This is a genomic window from Sphingobium sp. WCS2017Hpa-17, from assembly GCF_031843765.1.
In the GTDB taxonomy this organism is placed as follows: Bacteria; Pseudomonadota; Alphaproteobacteria; order Sphingomonadales; family Sphingomonadaceae; genus Sphingobium.
This window is the reverse complement of record NZ_JAVTIV010000001.1, coordinates 805123-821821: the sequence shown is the minus strand read 5'-3', so window position 1 is coordinate 821821 and position 16699 is coordinate 805123. Positions and strand designations below refer to the sequence as shown.

Annotated in this window: 17 protein-coding genes and 1 pseudogene; 8 read left to right on the top strand and 10 right to left on the bottom strand. The window is 61.7% G+C overall.

Features of this window, described 5'->3' with window-relative positions:
* Window positions 1-58 precede the first annotated feature (58 nt).
* The 4 genes from RQH62_RS03925 to eno all read right to left on the bottom strand — a co-directional run bounded on the left by RQH62_RS03925 (window position 59) and on the right by eno (window position 4403).
* Window positions 59-1426: a pyruvate dehydrogenase complex E1 component subunit beta gene (locus RQH62_RS03925; RefSeq protein ID WP_311267400.1), complete on the bottom strand. Its 1368-nt coding sequence runs from the start codon at window positions 1424-1426 to the stop codon at window positions 59-61.
* Window positions 1426-2505, bottom strand: coding sequence for a pyruvate dehydrogenase (acetyl-transferring) E1 component subunit alpha (gene pdhA, locus RQH62_RS03920; RefSeq protein ID WP_311267399.1), 1080 nt, complete (start codon window positions 2503-2505; stop codon window positions 1426-1428). Before pdhA ends, RQH62_RS03925 begins: the two co-directional genes overlap by 1 nt.
* A 232-nt stretch (window positions 2506-2737) precedes the next feature.
* Window positions 2738-3049 (bottom strand): septum formation initiator family protein, encoded by a 312-nt coding sequence (locus RQH62_RS03915; RefSeq protein WP_184271383.1) that lies wholly within the window; start codon window positions 3047-3049, stop codon window positions 2738-2740.
* A gap of 79 nt (window positions 3050-3128) precedes the next feature.
* The gene (gene eno, locus RQH62_RS03910; protein WP_311267398.1) at window positions 3129-4403 is read right to left on the bottom strand and encodes a phosphopyruvate hydratase; all 1275 of its coding nucleotides are present in this window, start codon (window positions 4401-4403) and stop codon (window positions 3129-3131) included.
* A gap of 228 nt (window positions 4404-4631) precedes the next feature.
* Here eno and RQH62_RS03905 point away from each other — a divergent pair, with 228 nt between their 5' ends.
* The 5 genes from RQH62_RS03905 to RQH62_RS03885 all read left to right on the top strand — a co-directional run bounded on the left by RQH62_RS03905 (window position 4632) and on the right by RQH62_RS03885 (window position 6994).
* The gene (locus RQH62_RS03905; protein WP_311267397.1) at window positions 4632-5258 is read left to right on the top strand and encodes a hypothetical protein; all 627 of its coding nucleotides are present in this window, start codon (window positions 4632-4634) and stop codon (window positions 5256-5258) included.
* A gap of 62 nt (window positions 5259-5320) precedes the next feature.
* Window positions 5321-5725: a hypothetical protein gene (locus tag RQH62_RS03900; protein WP_311267396.1), complete on the top strand. Its 405-nt coding sequence runs from the start codon at window positions 5321-5323 to the stop codon at window positions 5723-5725.
* The gene (locus RQH62_RS03895) at window positions 5722-6045 is read left to right on the top strand and encodes a hypothetical protein (protein ID WP_311267395.1); all 324 of its coding nucleotides are present in this window, start codon (window positions 5722-5724) and stop codon (window positions 6043-6045) included. The genes RQH62_RS03900 and RQH62_RS03895 overlap by 4 nt, the downstream gene beginning before the upstream one ends.
* Window positions 6038-6667, top strand: coding sequence for a hypothetical protein (locus tag RQH62_RS03890; RefSeq protein WP_311267394.1), 630 nt, complete (start codon window positions 6038-6040; stop codon window positions 6665-6667). Before RQH62_RS03895 ends, RQH62_RS03890 begins: the two co-directional genes overlap by 8 nt.
* Before the next feature lie 105 nt (window positions 6668-6772).
* The gene (locus tag RQH62_RS03885; RefSeq protein ID WP_311267393.1) at window positions 6773-6994 is read left to right on the top strand and encodes a DUF4170 domain-containing protein; all 222 of its coding nucleotides are present in this window, start codon (window positions 6773-6775) and stop codon (window positions 6992-6994) included.
* Between the two features lie 97 nt (window positions 6995-7091).
* On the opposite strand, the gene RQH62_RS03880 is transcribed toward RQH62_RS03885, so the two are convergent.
* From RQH62_RS03880 to carA, 6 genes are all read right to left on the bottom strand, one after another.
* Complete coding sequence (locus RQH62_RS03880) at window positions 7092-7751, bottom strand: rhomboid family intramembrane serine protease (RefSeq protein WP_311267392.1); 660 nt, start codon at window positions 7749-7751, stop codon at window positions 7092-7094.
* A gap of 2 nt (window positions 7752-7753) precedes the next feature.
* Window positions 7754-8230, bottom strand: a complete 477-nt coding sequence (greA, locus tag RQH62_RS03875) for a transcription elongation factor GreA (RefSeq protein WP_184271360.1) — start codon at window positions 8228-8230, stop codon at window positions 7754-7756.
* Window positions 8231-8311: 81 nt separating this feature from the next.
* A complete protein-coding gene (carB, locus tag RQH62_RS03870; protein WP_311267391.1) occupies window positions 8312-11647 on the bottom strand; it encodes a carbamoyl-phosphate synthase large subunit in 3336 nt (1111 codons plus the stop codon).
* 47 nt (window positions 11648-11694) lie between these two features.
* Complete coding sequence (locus RQH62_RS03865; protein WP_311267390.1) at window positions 11695-12063, bottom strand: hypothetical protein; 369 nt, start codon at window positions 12061-12063, stop codon at window positions 11695-11697.
* Window positions 12064-12079: 16 nt separating this feature from the next.
* Window positions 12080-12448 (bottom strand): ribonuclease E inhibitor RraB, encoded by a 369-nt coding sequence (locus RQH62_RS03860; protein ID WP_311267389.1) that lies wholly within the window; start codon window positions 12446-12448, stop codon window positions 12080-12082.
* The gene (carA, locus tag RQH62_RS03855) at window positions 12445-13623 is read right to left on the bottom strand and encodes a glutamine-hydrolyzing carbamoyl-phosphate synthase small subunit (RefSeq protein ID WP_311267388.1); all 1179 of its coding nucleotides are present in this window, start codon (window positions 13621-13623) and stop codon (window positions 12445-12447) included. Before carA ends, RQH62_RS03860 begins: the two co-directional genes overlap by 4 nt.
* A 153-nt stretch (window positions 13624-13776) precedes the next feature.
* On the opposite strand from carA, the gene RQH62_RS03850 reads away from it, so the two are divergent.
* From RQH62_RS03850 to RQH62_RS03840, 3 genes and pseudogenes are all read left to right on the top strand, one after another.
* Complete coding sequence (locus RQH62_RS03850; RefSeq protein WP_311267387.1) at window positions 13777-14229, top strand: GatB/YqeY domain-containing protein; 453 nt, start codon at window positions 13777-13779, stop codon at window positions 14227-14229.
* Between the two features lie 201 nt (window positions 14230-14430).
* Window positions 14431-16308 (top strand): DNA primase, encoded by a 1878-nt coding sequence (dnaG, locus tag RQH62_RS03845; protein WP_311267386.1) that lies wholly within the window; start codon window positions 14431-14433, stop codon window positions 16306-16308.
* 8 nt (window positions 16309-16316) lie between these two features.
* Window positions 16317-16655, top strand: a pseudogene (locus RQH62_RS03840) (DNA primase); the annotation flags it as partial.
* Between the last annotated feature and the right edge of the window lie 44 nt (window positions 16656-16699).

The window sequence follows — 16699 nt, the reverse complement described above, 5'->3', positions numbered from 1 at the left end:
GATACGAAAAGGGCGGCTGAAACAGCCGCCCTTTCCTTTTTCATGCCAGTAGCCGGCCTTATTTGTAGCAGACCTTCTTCGCCGCCGCGACGACGCGGGCCGCGTCGATCAGCGCCAGCTTTTCAAGATTCGCGGCATAAGGCAGCGGCACATCTTCGTTGGTGACGCGCAGCACCGGGGCGTCGAGATCGTCGAAGCCCTGTTCCATCACCACCGCAGCGATTTCCGACGCGATCGAGCAGGTCGGCCAGCCTTCTTCCACCACGACGAGGCGGTTGGTCTTCTTCAGGCTTTCCAGCACCGTCGCGGTGTCGAGCGGGCGCAGCGTGCGCAGATCGATCACTTCCGCGTCGATGCCCTCGGCCGCCAGCGTTTCCGCCGCGTCGAGCGCCAGGCCCACGCCGATCGAGTAGCTGACCAGCGTGACATCCTTGCCCGGACGCATGATGCGCGCCTTGCCGATCGGCAGGACATAATCGTCGACCTTGGGCACGTCGAAGCTGCGACCGTAGAGAAGTTCATTCTCCAGGAACACGACCGGGTCGGTCGAGCGGATCGCGGCCTTCAGCAGGCCCTTGGCGTCGGCCGCGTCATAGGGCGCGATGACGATCAGGCCGGGAACGGCGGCATACCAGGGACCGTAATTCTGGCTGTGCTGCGCGCCGACGCGGCTGGCCGCGCCGTTGGGACCACGGAACACTATCGGGCAGCGCATCTGGCCACCGGACATGTAGTTGGTCTTGGCAGCCGAGTTGATGATGTGGTCGATCGCCTGCATGGCGAAGTTGAACGTCATGAACTCGATGACCGGGCGCAGGCCGCCCATGGCCGCGCCCGCGCCGATGCCCGCGAAGCCATATTCGGTGATCGGCGTGTCGATGACGCGCTTGTCGCCAAATTCGTCCAGCAGGCCCTGCGTCACCTTGTACGCGCCCTGATATTCGGCGACTTCCTCGCCCATCACGAAGACGCGCTCATCCTTGCGCATTTCTTCGGCCATCGCGTCGCGCAATGCTTCGCGGACCGTCGTCTTGACGAATTCGGTTCCGGCCGGAAGGTCCGGATCCTGCACGGTCGCACGGGCTTCCGACGCCAGCTTGGACGTGCCGCTTTCGGCCTTCTTGGGCGCTTCCTCAGCCTTGGGGGCTTCGGCGGCCTTAGGGGCCGGCGCGGCCTCTTCGCCACCTTCGCCCGCCATCGTGGCGATCACAGTGCCGACCTTCACGCCTTCGCTGCCTTCGGCGATCAGGATCTGGCCGATCTTGCCTTCATCGACGGCTTCGAATTCCATCGTCGCCTTGTCGGTTTCGATCTCGGCGAGGATGTCGCCGGACTTCACTTCGTCGCCTTCCTTCACCAGCCATTTGGCCAGCGTGCCCTCTTCCATCGTCGGCGAGAGCGCCGGCATCTTGATTTCGATACCCATTAATATTGCTCCACCAGCACGTCGGTATAGAGTTCAGCCAGTTCCGGTTCGGGCGAGGTTTCGGCGAAGTCGGCGGCTTCGGCCACGACCTTGCGGATATCCTGATCGATCACCTTGATCTCGTCTTCGCTGACACCCGCGGCGACCAGATATTTCTTCACGGCCTCGATCGGGTCGCTATTGTCGCGCACCGCCTGCACTTCGTCGCGCGAGCGGTACTTGGCGGGGTCGGACATGGAGTGACCGCGATAGCGGTAGGTCTTCATTTCCAGCAGGATCGGGCCATTGCCCTCCTGCACCCACTTCAACGCTTCTTCGGTCGCGCCGCGCACGGCGAGCACGTCCATGCCGTCGACCTGAAGGCCGGGGATGCGGAAGCTTTCGCCGCGACGATAGAGCTGGTCTTCCGACGAAGCGCGGTTGACGCTGGTGCCCATGGCATACTGGTTGTTTTCGATCACGAAGATGATCGGCAGCTTCCACAGTTCGGCCATGTTGAACGACTCATAGACCTGGCCCTGGTTGGCCGCGCCGTCACCGAAATAAGCGACGCACACGCCGCCATCGCCATTATATTTGTGCGCGAAGCCCAGGCCCGCGCCCAGCGACACCTGCGCACCGACGATGCCATGGCCGCCGAAGAATTTATGTTCGACGCTGAACATGTGCATCGAACCGCCCTTGCCGCGCGAGATACCCGCTTCACGGCCGGTCAGTTCGGCCATGATGACCTTGGGATCGATGCCATAGGCCAGCATGTGGCCATGGTCGCGATAGCCGGTGATGACGCTGTCCTTGCCGGGCTTGAGCGCCGACTGGATACCCACCGCGACCGCTTCCTGGCCGATATAAAGGTGGCAGAAGCCGCCGATGAAACCCAGGCCGTACAACTGGCCGGCCTTTTCCTCGAAGCGGCGGATGAGAACCATCTGCCGGTAGAATTCCAGCAATTCTTCCTTGCTGGCCTTGTAATCGGTCGGCGTTGCCGGGCGCGGCCGGTTATGGTCCGCACCGGCAGGGGCGGGTGCAGCCGCCTTTGCCTTTGCGCTCGCAGCGCGCGGCGTGGTTGGTTTCGCCAAGGCTATTATCCTTTTGCGTGGGGGTAGGATGGAAGGAAGCCCGATATAGCGGCAGAGTTGCATAGTTTGCAACTGCGGACCCCCCGGAATCCGGCCAGAACCAATAGCTATGACCGAAAATTGATGGGTTTGAACGGACTGGCCACAAAGTGGCAAAACGCGCTCGCAGCAAAATTACGAACGAGAGGATTTCCGCGCAAAATCCTTTCGCGGACCTTACCCTTCCGTACCGTCAGTTGAGCGGGACGACCACTTCATCATGGTGAATCACACCGAGCTGGCGGCGGATCAGTTCGTCGCTCAGGTCCGGGTCGACGCGGCGCGGATTGAGCAGATCGACGCGATTGCGCAATTCGGCCTGGGCATGCTGGGTCTGCTTCAATTCCGCCTGCGCGACATGCAACTGGCGCGAATAATCGCCCCATGCCAACACCCCATTTGCCCCCAGCACGACATAGCCGGCGAAGAACAGCAGGAGGAGCAGCGCAATCGCAGGGCCGATAGCCGACCACAGGAGGAGACGAAGTTTCGCGATATGCGCCATGGATCAGAAGAATCACAGGAAAAGGCCGGCCGCAAGCGAAAAATGCGTCGCTTGCGGCCGGCCGAGTCTCTTTGCCTTTTTAGCGGAAGATCGAGCGTCCGGCGTAGACGGCGATGTCGCCCAGTTCTTCCTCGATACGGATCAGCTGGTTATATTTGGCCAACCGGTCCGAACGGGCCAGCGAACCGGTCTTGATCTGCCCGCAATTGGTCGCGACGGCGAGGTCGGCGATGGTCGCGTCCTCGGTTTCGCCCGAACGGTGCGACATGACCGCGCTGTAGCGCGAGCGATGGGCCAGATCGACGGCGGCCAGCGTCTCGGTCAGCGTACCGATCTGGTTGACCTTCACCAGCAGCGAGTTGGCCAGCCCCTTGCCGATGCCCATGGCAAGGCGCGCGGGATTGGTGACGAACAGGTCGTCGCCCACCAGTTGAACCTTGTGCCCGATCTTGTCGGTCAGCGCCTTCCAGCCTTCGAAATCATCCTCGCTCATGCCGTCTTCGATCGACTTGATCGGATAATCGTTGGTCAGGGCCGCCAGATAGTCGGCCATTTCCACCGGCGTCAGCGACAGGCCTTCGCCCGAAATTTCGTAACGGCCGTTCTTGAAAAACTCGGTCGCGGCGCAATCCAGCGCCAGCACGACATCATCGCCCGGCTTGTAACCGGCCTTTTCGACCGACAGCATGATGAAGTCGAGCGCATCGCGGGTCGATGCGATGTTGGGGGCAAAGCCGCCTTCATCACCCACCGATGTGGCCAGCCCCTTGTCGTGCAGGCCCTTCTTGAGCGTATGGAAGATTTCCGAACCGATGCGCACCGCGTCGGCGATGCTTTCCGCACCGACCGGCATGATCATGAATTCCTGAAAATCGATCGGGTTGTCGGCATGTTCGCCGCCATTGATGATATTCATCATCGGCACCGGCAGGACATGCGACTGGACGCCACCGACATAGCGGTAAAGCGGCAGGCCGCGCGCATCGGCGGCGGCCTTGGCCGCGGCGAGCGACACGCCCAGAATCGCGTTGGCGCCCAGCCGCGACTTGTTCTCGGTACCGTCGAGCGAGATCATCGCAGCGTCGACTTCGCCCTGATCCTCGGCGTCCAGGCCGATCAGTTCGCCGGCAATCTCGTCATTCACGGCGGCGACGGCCTGAAGGACGCCCTTGCCCAGATATTTGCTCTTGTCGCCGTCGCGCTTTTCGACCGCTTCATAGGCGCCGGTGGACGCGCCCGAGGGCACGGCGGCGCGGCCGAAGCTGCCATCTTCCAGCATGACATCGACTTCGACGGTGGGATTGCCCCGGCTGTCGAGGATCTGGCGGGCGTGAATATCGAGAATGGCGGTCATGATCGCTCCTGCACTTGCGGTCTGCGCGGCGGCCTTTCGGCCTGATATGCGCGCTCCGCTTAGCCAGCACCTCCCGCATTGGCAATGCAGGGGGTTGCGCAGACGCAAAAAATGCCGATGCTCGAAAATGTAACGGCTACGGAACTGTAGTCCGTCGCGAGGCATTTGGACCATGATGCCCGCCGGCTTCGCCGGCCCCATGTGATTATGAAAGGGAGACTGAGGACGATGGCCGACACACCGGAAACCCCGCCCGTCAAGCGCGTCAAGAAGACGCCTGTCGCCAAGCCGACCAAAGCGAAGGCCGCCAAGCCGGCGATCGCCAGCCCTTCCTCGCCTGCCGTAAAGACCGCGCCGGTCAAGAAGGCCGCCACGCGCAAGGCACCGGCCAAGAAGCCCGGCAATGGCGCCGCGTCACACGGCTGGACCGCCCAGATCGCCCCGATCAAGGCGCAAGCCGAAAAGGCCGCCAAGGCCGCCGCCGACAAGCTGAACGCCGTCGACTGGAAGGCGCATATCGACCCGATCAAGGAACAGGCCGGCAAGACCGCCAAGTCCGCAGCCGGCGTGGCCAAGGACAAGACCGGCACCACGCTGCAAAGCCTGGCCAAGCTGATTTCCGACACGGCCGGCACGGTCGATTCCAAACTCGGCCCGCAATATGGCGACTATGCCCGTCAGGCGGCGGAATCGGTCGCTGGCGCAGCGGATTCGCTGGATGCCAAGGATGTCGACCAGTTGATCGGTGAAGCCCGCGATTTCGTGCGGAAAAGCCCGGCGGTCGCGATCGGTGCGGCGGCGGTGGTCGGCTTCGTGCTGATGCGCCTTGCTAAGGGATCGGACGACAAGGCGTAAGCCTTCGCACGGTTGCATATTCTGACCGACGCACAGGCCCGCAAGGCGGGGCGGAGGGCAAATTGACTGACGAACCAGCGGATACGGCGGCAACGCTGCCGACCGATGGGCAGCCTGATGGCGCGCCCGAAAACAGCGCGCATGATGAAAGCGTGAAAGCGGTGCTGGCGCGCCTTTATGCAGACGGCCGCGCCTACGCCGCCGCCGAAGCGGAAAAGCAGAAGCTGCGGGCCGGCATCGTCGGCGTGGGCGTACGTAATGCCGCCATCTTCGCTACCATCGCGCTGATGTTGGCCTTTGCCAGCATCGTGGCGCTGCTGATCGGCCTGATCATCGCCCTGTCTCAATTGGTGGGGCCATTATGGGGCACATTGATCGTGGTGGGCGGCGGCCTGCTCGTCACCTTGCTGCTGCTGCTGGCAGCCAAGGGGTGCATCACCCGCATGAAGAAGGCGATCGCGCCATGAATCTTGAAAGCCGCTATCGCGCCGCCTGCGACCGGGCCGACGCCGCCAGGGGCCGCCTACACCTGACGGCGGAAGAGGCCAAGACGCGCATCACCCCTGCCCGGCTCAAACAGGATGCTAAGGACAAGGCGAGCGGGGCCGTCCGCGGCGGCATTGCGCAGGTCGCCGCAAACGTGCAGCAGCGGCCTGTCGCAATCGGCGCAGCAGCCACCGCCTTCGGCCTCTTTCTCTTCCGCCGCCCGCTGGCGGCACTTTTCGGACGGCTGTACGTTCGTTTCAGGAACACAGACCCAGATATTTCGGAGAATGATGATGGCTGACATCCGCGCCCAGATCACCCGCGTTCGCGAGGCCGCCAATGACGCCGCGATCACCGCAACGGACAAGATCAAGGATACCACCGACAAGGCCCGCGAAAGCGCCGGCGACCTGATCCAGACCAGCCGCGACAAGGCGAGCGAAGCCTATGGCGATGCCAAGGACCGGACCCAGCGCGTCGCCACCCGCGCCAATGAGATTGTCCAGGAACATCCGATCGTCGCCGTGGCGGGCGCCGTCGCCGTGGGCGCGGTCGTCGCCTGGATGTTCCCCAAGAGCCGCCGCGTGATGAAGGCGCTGCCGGGCCTGGCCGTCACCGCCGGGTCGCGCGTGCTGGAAGCCGCCGTGGCCGCCCGCGCGGCTGCCGCAGAAGGCGCAGAAACGGTGAAGCAGGGTGCTACCAATGCGCTTCATGCTGCTGCCGATAGCGCCGGCGGCATCAAGAAAGGGGCCGCGAATGCGCTCCATGCAGCCAGCGACGTCGCGGCCGATGCGCGCGATAGCGTGGCTTCCGCCGACCTGCCTGCCAAAGCGTCCAAGCTCGCGGATGAAGTAACCGCGCTGGTCGCGGCCAAGGTCGATGCGCTGAGCGATGCGATCAAGGCGCGATTGCCCAAAAACTAATCGCGATTGCGGGATACGCAATCGACGCTTACCCCTCCTCTCCTTGGCTGATGCCGGCGACGATGCTAAGGCGTCGCGATCAGCCAAAGGAGAATAGAGAACGCCATGAGCAAAATGCATCTGGTGATGGGCGGTCGCGTAACCAATCCGCAGACGCTGGAATTTCAGGATCTGAGCAAGGTCGATCTGGTCGGCGTGTTCCCTGACTATGCCTCGGCCGAAAAGGCCTGGCGCAGCGCCGCGCAGCGCACGGTCGACGATGCCGAAATGCGCTATGTGATCGTGCACCTGCATCGCCTGCTGGAGCCGGAACTGCCGAGCGCATAAAATCCCGTCATTGCGAGCGTAGCGAAGCAATCCAAGGGCGCGACACTGGATTGCTTCGCTACGCTCGCAATGACGAAGCGTTTGATTTCAGTAAATATTACTGCACAACGCGCGGCTTCTTACGAAAGCGCCAGCGCAACAGGGGCCGGGTCATCGCCAGCCCGACAATGAAGCCGCCGATATGCGCGGCGATGGCGATTTGCCCCAGCTCGCTCATGCCGGCACCGCTGGCGACACCGATCATCAGCTGCACCGCGACCCAGCCGGCCGCCAGCCACAGAACCCGCACCAGATTGGCCGACAGCGGCCCGATCGCGCGGACCTGCTGCTGGCTGTACAGCAGCGCATAAGGCGCGATGATCGCGGAAATGGCGCCGCTCGCGCCGACCATCGGATTGGTCGAGCCGGGATCGATCGCCCATTGCGCCAGACAGGCGCCATAGGCCCCGACGATATAGAGCGCCAACGTCCCGCCCCAGCCCAGCACATGCTCCACCTGCCGGCCGCAGAAGAGCAGCATCAGCAGGTTGAAGCCGATATGCAGCCAGCCGGCATGGATGAAGGTGCAACTGAGCGGCGTCAGAAAAGCGGGCACGGCGGCCATGCCGTCCAGCAACGCCGGATCGCCCAGCCGGGCGGGAATGAAGCCGCCGATGATAGCGGCATTATCCACCTGCCCCGTCAGATAGAGCAGCAGGAAAGCGACGAAGGTGATCGCCGCAATCCCGTTGGTCAGACGTCCGGCCGGCAGTCGCACGGTCAGATGAAGTCGATTTTGTCGACCAGGTAGAATTTGTCGCCCGCAGGGACCGACACTTCCACTTCCTCACCGACCTGACGGCCGATCAGCGCACGGCCCAGCGGGCTGTTATACGAGATCATGCCCAGCTTCGCGTCGGCTTCGGCCTGACCGACAATCTGGTACTTCACCGGCTTGTCGTCTTCATCCATCAACGTCACGGTGGCGCCAAAGATGATCTTGTCACCCGACAGGGTGGTCGGATCGATCACCTGCGCGCGCGACAGCTTGTCTTCCAGATCGTTGATCGTCGCTTCGACCTGACCCTGCCGTTCCTTGGCCGCATGATATTCGGCATTTTCCGACAGGTCGCCATGCGCGCGCGCTTCTTCGATGGCGTCCACGATCAAAGGCCGTTCGGCCTTCAGTTCGCGGAGCTGCGTATTGAGCTTGTCATAGCCCATTTGCAGCATCGGCATCTTCTCGACGGTCGCCATTCCCTTAAATCCTTCGTCAAAACTTCCCTTTGGCGGCCCGTCTCTCAGGGCCGCCCCGCAGCATCATTCCTGTGCAGGGGATCAAGCGTGCGACAGAGGATAATAGGACTGGAGCGAGCGTACTTCAAGGGCATGGCCCCGCAAAGCCTCGATCGCGTCCGCCGCAGCGACGCTGGCGGCCGCCGTGGTGAAGCTCGCCACCTTCTGACGCAGCGCGCTGGTGCGGATCGCCTTGCTGTCCTTGAGCGACTGCCAGCCCTCGGTCGTGTTGAAGATCAACTGCACGTCGCCGTCCGTGATGCGGTCCACGATATGCGGACGTCCCTCGGCCACCTTGTTCACCTTTTCCACGGCGATGCCATGGTCTGCCAGATAGTCGGCGGTGCCGCCCGTCGCGATCAGCTTGAAGCCCATCGCGACCAGCTTGGCCGCCGCCGGCACGATCACCGGCTTGTCGCTGTCCTTCAGCGAAATAAACACCGTGCCGCTGGTCGGCAGAACGGTGCCCGCGCCGATCTGCGCCTTGGCGAAGGCGATTGCGAAATTGCTATCGATTCCCATGACTTCGCCGGTGCTCTTCATTTCCGGTGACAGGACCGGATCGACGCCGGGGAAGCGGTTGAACGGGAAGACCGCTTCCTTCACCGCCACATGGTCGATTGCATTGCGGTCGATCCTGGGCAGATCCTTGATCTTCTCGCCCGCCATCACGCGGCTGGCGATCTTGGCGATGGGCGTGCCGATCGCCTTGGCGACGAAGGGCACCGTGCGGCTGGCGCGCGGATTGACCTCGATCAGATAGACGACGCCATCCTTGACCGCGAACTGGATGTTCATCAGGCCGCGCACCGACAGCGCACGGGCCAGCACTTCGGTCTGACGCTCGATCTCCGCGATGATCTCGTCCGACAGGCTGTAGGGCGGCAGCGAACAGGCGCTGTCACCGGAATGGACGCCCGCTTCCTCGATATGCTGCAACACGCCGGCTACGACCACATCGTCGCCATCGCACAGCGCGTCCACATCGACCTCAACCGCATCACGCAGATACTGGTCGATCAGCACCGGCGAGTCGCCCGACACCTTGACCGCCGTGGTGATATATTCCTCCAACTGCGCCTGACCGTCGACGATCTCCATCGCCCGGCCGCCCAGCACATAGGACGGACGCATCAGCACCGGATAGCCGATGCGATTGGCGACCGCGATCGCCTCCTCCCGGCTACGCGCGATGCCGTTGGCCGGCTGCTTCAGCTTCAGCTTGTCGATCAGCGCCGCAAAGCGCTCGCGATCCTCGGCCAGGTCGATCGCATCCGGGCTGGTGCCCAGGATCGGGATACCCGCATCCTCCAGCGCCTGCGCCAGCTTGAGTGGCGTCTGCCCGCCAAACTGCACCAGCACGCCCGCCAGAGTCCCCTTCGACATTTCGACGGCCAATATTTCCAGCACATCTTCGGCCGTCAGCGGCTCGAAATAGAGACGGTCGGACGTGTCATAGTCGGTCGACACGGTTTCCGGGTTGCAGTTGACCATGATCGTTTCATAGCCGACCTCGCTCAGCGCGAAGCAGGCATGGACGCAGCAATAGTCGAACTCGATCCCCTGCCCGATCCGGTTCGGCCCGCCGCCCAAAATCACGACCTTCTTGCGGTCGCTGGGCTGCGCCTCATTCTCCGCCTCGCCGAACAGCGGCGCTTCATAGGTGGAGTACATATAGGGCGTCTTCGCCTCGAACTCGGCGGCGCAGGTGTCGATGCGCTTGAACACCGGGCGCACGCCCAGCTTGTGGCGCAGCTTGCGCACCTCGTCCTCGGTCACGCCGCCGGTCATCGCCTTGACCGCCTCGTGGATCAGGCCCGACCCGCGCGCGATGCCGCGCTCCATGCCGCGCAGATTGGCCGACTTGAGCGCCAGATAGGCGAGCCGCTTGTCGGAAAAGCCCATGGATTTCAGGCGGCGCATGCCGTCCGCATCCTGCGGCAGGCCATTGGCCAGCACTTCGCCTTCCGCATCGACGATTTCCTTGATCCGCTCCAGGAACCAGGGGTCGAACTTGGCGATATTGTGGATTTCCTGAACGGAAAGCCCCTCGCGCAGCGCCTGCGCCGCGACCAGCAGACGGTCGGGCGTCGCCTGCGCCAGCGCGGCGACGATATCGTCCTTCGGCGCGCCGACCAGATGATCGACGTTATTGAAGCCGGAGAGGCCCGTTTCCAGACCGCGCAGCGCCTTCTGCATCGATTCATGGATGTTGCGGCCGATCGCCATGACTTCGCCGACGGACTTCATCGCGGTGCCCAGCAGCGGCTCGGCGCCCTTGAACTTTTCAAAGGCGAAGCGCGGGATCTTCGTCACGACATAGTCGATCGTCGGTTCGAACGACGCCGGCGTCGCGCCAGTGATGTCATTCTCGATCTCGTCGAGCGTATAGCCCACGGCCAGCTTCGCCGCGACCTTGGCGATCGGGAAGCCGGTGGCCTTCGACGCCAGCGCGGACGAGCGCGACACGCGCGGGTTCATCTCGATCACGATCAGGCGGCCGTCCTTCGGATTGACCGAGAACTGCACGTTGGAACCACCCGTTTCCACACCGATTTCACGCAGCACCGCGATGCTCGCGTTGCGCATGATCTGATATTCCTTGTCGGTCAGCGTCAGCGCCGGCGCGACGGTGATGGAGTCGCCGGTATGGACGCCCATCGGATCGACATTCTCGATCGAACAGATGATGATGCAGTTGTCGTTGCGGTCCCGAACGACCTCCATCTCATATTCTTTCCAGCCGATCAGCGATTCCTCGATCAGCACCTCGGTCGTCGGCGACGCGTCCAGACCGCCGCGCACGATGTTGACGAACTCTTCGCGATTATAGGCGATGCCGCCGCCGGTGCCGCCCATGGTGAAGCTGGGACGGATGATCGAGGGAAGGCCGGTATATTCCAGCGCCTCCAGCGCCTCTTCCATCGTATGCGCAATGCGAGAGCGGGCAGATTCGAGACCGATCTTGTCCATGGCGTCGCGGAACTTGATCCGGTCCTCCGCCTTATCGATCGCCTCGGCGTCCGCACCGATCATCTGCACGCCATACTTCTCCAGCGTACCGTCATTATACAGCGCCAGCGCCGTATTGAGCGCCGTCTGCCCGCCCATGGTCGGCAGCACCGCGTCCGGCCGTTCCTTCTCGATGATCTTCGCCACGATTTCGGGCGTGATCGGCTCGACATAGGTGGCGTCGGCAAATTCCGGGTCGGTCATGATCGTGGCCGGGTTGGAATTGACCAGAATGATGCGATAGCCCTCTTCCTTCAACGCCTTGACCGCCTGCGTGCCCGAATAATCGAACTCGCACGCCTGGCCGATGATGATCGGACCAGCGCCGATGATGAGGATGGAGGAGATGTCGGTGCGTTTGGGCACGATTATTTGACCTTAGCTACGAAGTTCAACCAAATCGGAATTAAGTGCTATCGACGAATTTCGTCAGGACGCACTACTTCCAGTTCATCAATTTCGACACCGTCCGCAGCGGCATCTTTATCTACCAGCAATATGTCAACGCGAAGCGTACCGAACTCACCCGCCGCGGCTTTCTTCCACATATTGGTCACCATGGAAGCAGCGACGGAATATGGCGGGGACACAACGACGCTTTTCGTATGATAATCAAACCTTTGGAACTCGATACGAGCCGCCTTCAGCGCTTTTTCAAGCCGTTGTAGATCGCCTTCCTCGCCATACGCCTGAAATCCGAAGACCAGACTGGGTGACGAGGAATCGATACGCTCAACCTGCGCGAGATTGTCAAAGCGAGGCGGCATATCGGCCTGCATCACAAGCGGGCTCCCTCTCTCAATGCACGCCCCCCGCCTGCGCCTCGCATCCCCAGCCGTCATATTCGACGCCGCAGAGGATTTCGATCTGGAGGCATTTCTTGGTCAGCGCGCGGATCGACGCTTCGTCGACCGGTTGCACACATTCCAGGAACAGGAACAGGTCGCCTTCCTCATCTTCCTCCCGATCCAGTTCGACGAAGCCGAACTGGCTGGCGAGGATGAGGACGCGCTCGAAATCCTTCTCGCTGCCCCGGAAGCTGACGTCCACCGGCCGCGCAATGCGCGCCACGTCGCCATTGCGCGCAAGGTTGGCGAGGACGTCCTTGTCCGCCTCCCACTCGGCGGCAAGACGCGCTTCGTCAACGGGGGGCAGGTTCTGGCTCACGCCGCGACCGGCTTTTTCAGGCCGTCCACGAACTTCCTGAACAGATAGAAGCTGTCCTGCGGCCCCGGCGAAGCTTCTGGATGATATTGCACCGAGAAAGCATTTTTGTCGGTCAGCTCGATACCGCAATTGCTGCCGTCGAACAGCGACACATGGGTCGAGCGCGCGTTGGCAGGAAGCGTATCGACATCGACCGCAAAGCCATGGTTCATCGACGTGATTTCAACGAGGCCGTCGTCCAGCCGCTTGACCGGATGGTTCGCGCCGCGATGGCCCTGATGCATCTTGATCGTCTTGGCGCCCACTGCCAGCCCCAGCAACTGATGACCCAGGCAAATGCCAAAGATCGGCACATTGTCGGTCAGCAGCGCCGCGATGACGGGCACGGCATAGGCGCCGGTCGCCGCCGGATCACCCGGACCGTTGGACAGGAACACGCCATCGGGGCTGAGCGCCGTCACTTCTTCATAGGAGGCGGTCGCAGGCAGCACGGTCACGCGCGCGCCGGCCGTCACCAGATTGCGGAAGATATTATTCTTCGCGCCATAGTCGATTGCGACGACATGGGGGCGCTCATCACCCGCCTCATTCAAACCATAGCCATGGCCCAGCTTCCACGCGCCATCCTTCCACAGGCGGCTTTCCTTGCCCGTGACTTCGATGGCGAGGTCCATGCCCTCCAGCCCCGGCCAGGCAGCAGCCTTCGCCGCCAGCGCCGCGATATCGAAATTGCCATCGGGATCATGGGCGATCACGACATTGGGCGCGCCCTTGATACGGATCAGGCGGGTCAGCGCGCGGGTGTCCACGCCCGACAGGCCAATGCGCCCCTGCTCCTTCATCCACTGGTCGAACGGTTCGACATTGCGGAAATTACTGGGCGCGGTGACGTCCTGCCGCACGATGCAGCCCAGCGCATGGGGGTGCAAGGCCTCCACATCGTCCAGATTGGTGCCGACATTGCCGATATGGGGGAAGGTGAAATTGATGATCTGACCGGCGTAGGACGGGTCGGTCATGATCTCCTGATAGCCGGTGATGGAGGTGTTGAAGCAGAGTTCGCCCACCGCGTCGCCGACCGCGCCGAAGCCGCGGCCGAACACCGCGCTGCCATCGGCAAAAACCACGACCCCTGTCGCTCCTTTGGGCACAATGAGGGTCTTGGCGTCTGCCATGGTCTGCGGTCCTTTATGCTTTTGCGGGAACCCGTCTGGTGCGGGTTAAACGGCCGGTCACCTATGCCCGCATGGCGTTCAGGTCAACGTCTGTTAAAAATCTCTTTTGCCGCTATATCTGGTTCTTTCCGAAAGAGACAGGATTCGATCGCCATGATTCGCGAGCAGGTTAAGAGCGCCCAGATTGAATCGATGAAGGCCGGCGACAAGGAACGCCTCGCCGCCGTGCGCCTGATCCTGGCGAAGCTGAAGGACCGCGACATCGAACTGCGCACCGCGACGACCGTGCCGGACGATGACGCCGTAGTGGTCGAAGTGCTGCAAAAGATGGTGAAGCAGCGCCGCGAATCCATCGACATGTTCAAGACCGGCGGCCGCGACGAACTCGCCGCCAAGGAGCAGACCGAACTGGACGTCATCGAGAGCTTCCTGCCCGCCCAACTGACCGAAGAAGAAACGAAGGCCGCCATCGATGGCATCAAGGCCGAAGTCGGCGCGGAGAGCGTGAAGGACATGGGCAAGGTGATGGCGGTGCTCAAGGAACGCCACGGCAGCGTCATCGACATGAGCAAGGCAAGCGGACTGGTGAAGGCGGCGCTTGTGTGAACGACGACGGGGCAGCACCACCTGCTCTCCCCCTCCCGCCCGCGGGAGGGGGCAGCCGCCTACGTCCGTTCGTTTCGAGCGAAGTCGAGAAACGAGACGCTTGACACTCTCAGTAGGTTGGAACGCAATCAATATGGCTGCACAACGATTGCATCTATGTTATGATTCGTGTGCAACACGTTTAGGTTTTTGATGTAAGAAATGTCCTTATCGCCACAGTTTCTTGACGAGCTGAGAGCCCGGACATCCTTGTCGACCCTCATCGGCAAGACCGTGAAGGTCACAAAGGCCGGCCGCGAATATAAGGCCTGCTGCCCCTTCCATAATGAAAAGACGCCCAGCTTCACGATCAACGACGAGAAGGGCTTCTATCACTGCTTCGGCTGCGGCGCGCATGGCGATGCGATCCGCTGGATGACCGACCAGCGCGGCCTGCCCTTCATGGAGGCGGTGAAGGAACTGGCCGCCGCCGCCAGCATGGACGTCCCCGCCGCCGATCCGCGCGCCGCCAAGCGCGCCGAAGCGGCGAAGGGCCTGCACGACGCGATGGGCGCGGCGCAGGCTTTCTTCGAAGAGCAACTGGCCGGCATCGACGGCGGCGAAGCGCGCGCCTATCTGCAAAAGCGCGGCATGACCGACGCCACCCGCCGTGCTTTCGGCTTCGGCTTCTCGCCGGACGGGCGCGGCCGCCTGAAAACCGCGCTCAAGGATTTCGGCGAACCGATGCTGGTCGAGGCCGGCTTGCTGATCGACCCGGAAGCGCTGGAGCAAGGCAAGGGCGCAGGGAAAAAGCGCGAAAGCTACGACCGTTTCCGTGGCCGCCTCATGTTCCCCATTCGCGACATTCGCGGCCGGGTCATCGCGTTCGGCGGTCGCATATTGGGCGCAGGCGAGCCCAAATATCTGAACTCGCCCGACACACCATTGTTCGACAAGGGCCGCACCCTCTACAATATCGACAAGGCCTCCCCCGCCAGCCGCTCGACCGGCCGCGTCATCGTGGTGGAAGGCTATATGGACGTCATCGCGCTGACCCAAGCCGGCTTTGGCGAAACCGTTGCTCCACTCGGCACCGCACTCACTGAGCATCAGATCGAGCGCCTCTGGAAGATGACTGAGGTGCCACTGCTTTGTTTTGATGGTGATGCGGCTGGGCAGAAGGCTGCCGATCGAGCGGCCCTTCGTGCATTACCTGTATTGAAACCGGGCCACAGCCTGTCTTTCGTCACACTGCCAGCAGGCATGGACCCCGACGATGTTGTGCGAACTGGTGGGAAAGAAAAGTTTGAAACTTTCCTCGCTCTCGCAAAACCGCTTGTTCAGCGAGTTTGGGAGCATGAACTCAACCAAGAGGCAACTGAAACTCCCGAAGCTCGGGCAGGCCTTCAACAGCGCATTAACGAGCGCGTGGCTTCAATCGCAGACCCGCTTGTGCGGAAGCAATACGCTGACGACCTTCGCAACCGCTTTTTCGAACAATTCGGTTGGGGCTGGAAGCGATCGGAACGCAATAAAGTTCGTGGATACATTGCTGACAGCCGGGAAGAATCCAAGCGATTGCATAATATTGCCGATCGCATTGATTACGGAGTTGATAGAGCAATCATCCTCGGCCTGTGCCGTTGGCCAAGTGTACTTTATACTCACAGAGAGCATCTTTCGCAGTACGTTCCAAAAACAGAATTGCTAAACAACTGGCTGCAATTTCTAATTTCCATTAGCCTAAAGCGCCCTGCCTTGGAAGAATCTGTAATTGAGGCAATTGCAGGAGACGAAGGCGTACCAACGCTCGAATTGCGAGACATTACACATGATTTCCGCTACACATTTTACAGCAAGAACGCAGAATCTAATACAGCGGAAGCCGATCTAAGCCAAGCTATTGAAGTGATAGTTACCGATCAGGAGTTGGCACGGCAGATGGCAGAGTACGAACGGCACATAGTTTCTCGCCACAAGGAAAACTGGATGAATGAGGATGAGTGGGATCGCCATCAGCGGCTTCATTCTCAACGGCGTGCATACAGCCAACGCATTCAGGAATATAAGTCCAGTCAGGAGGAACTCCTTGCCGCCTGACAAAAATGTCCTTCCGCAAAGAAACAGTTGAAACACAGGCCCTCCTTACCATATTGGGGCAAGGTGAGTTGTATAATATGGCCAAGGGGATGCTCCGGGCCGACGCTTTCACACTCACTCCCGACAGGATGGCAACCGACCCTGATCGCCTTGCGCGCGATCTGGAGGAAGCCATTCGAGTGATGGCGCAGGGACCGGAGCTGGAAACGGCACTGGTGGAAGCCACGAAACGGTTCGAGAGCGACGTCAGCGAAGAAAATTTCGCTGAGCAGCAGCGCATGCGCATGCTGAAGGCCGATCACGACCGTCGCGTTGCGGAACTTGCGCAGTCCGAAGACATTGTTTGATTTAGGTTAGCCCTTCTTTCGGGGCGACGAAGTAAGGCGATTAC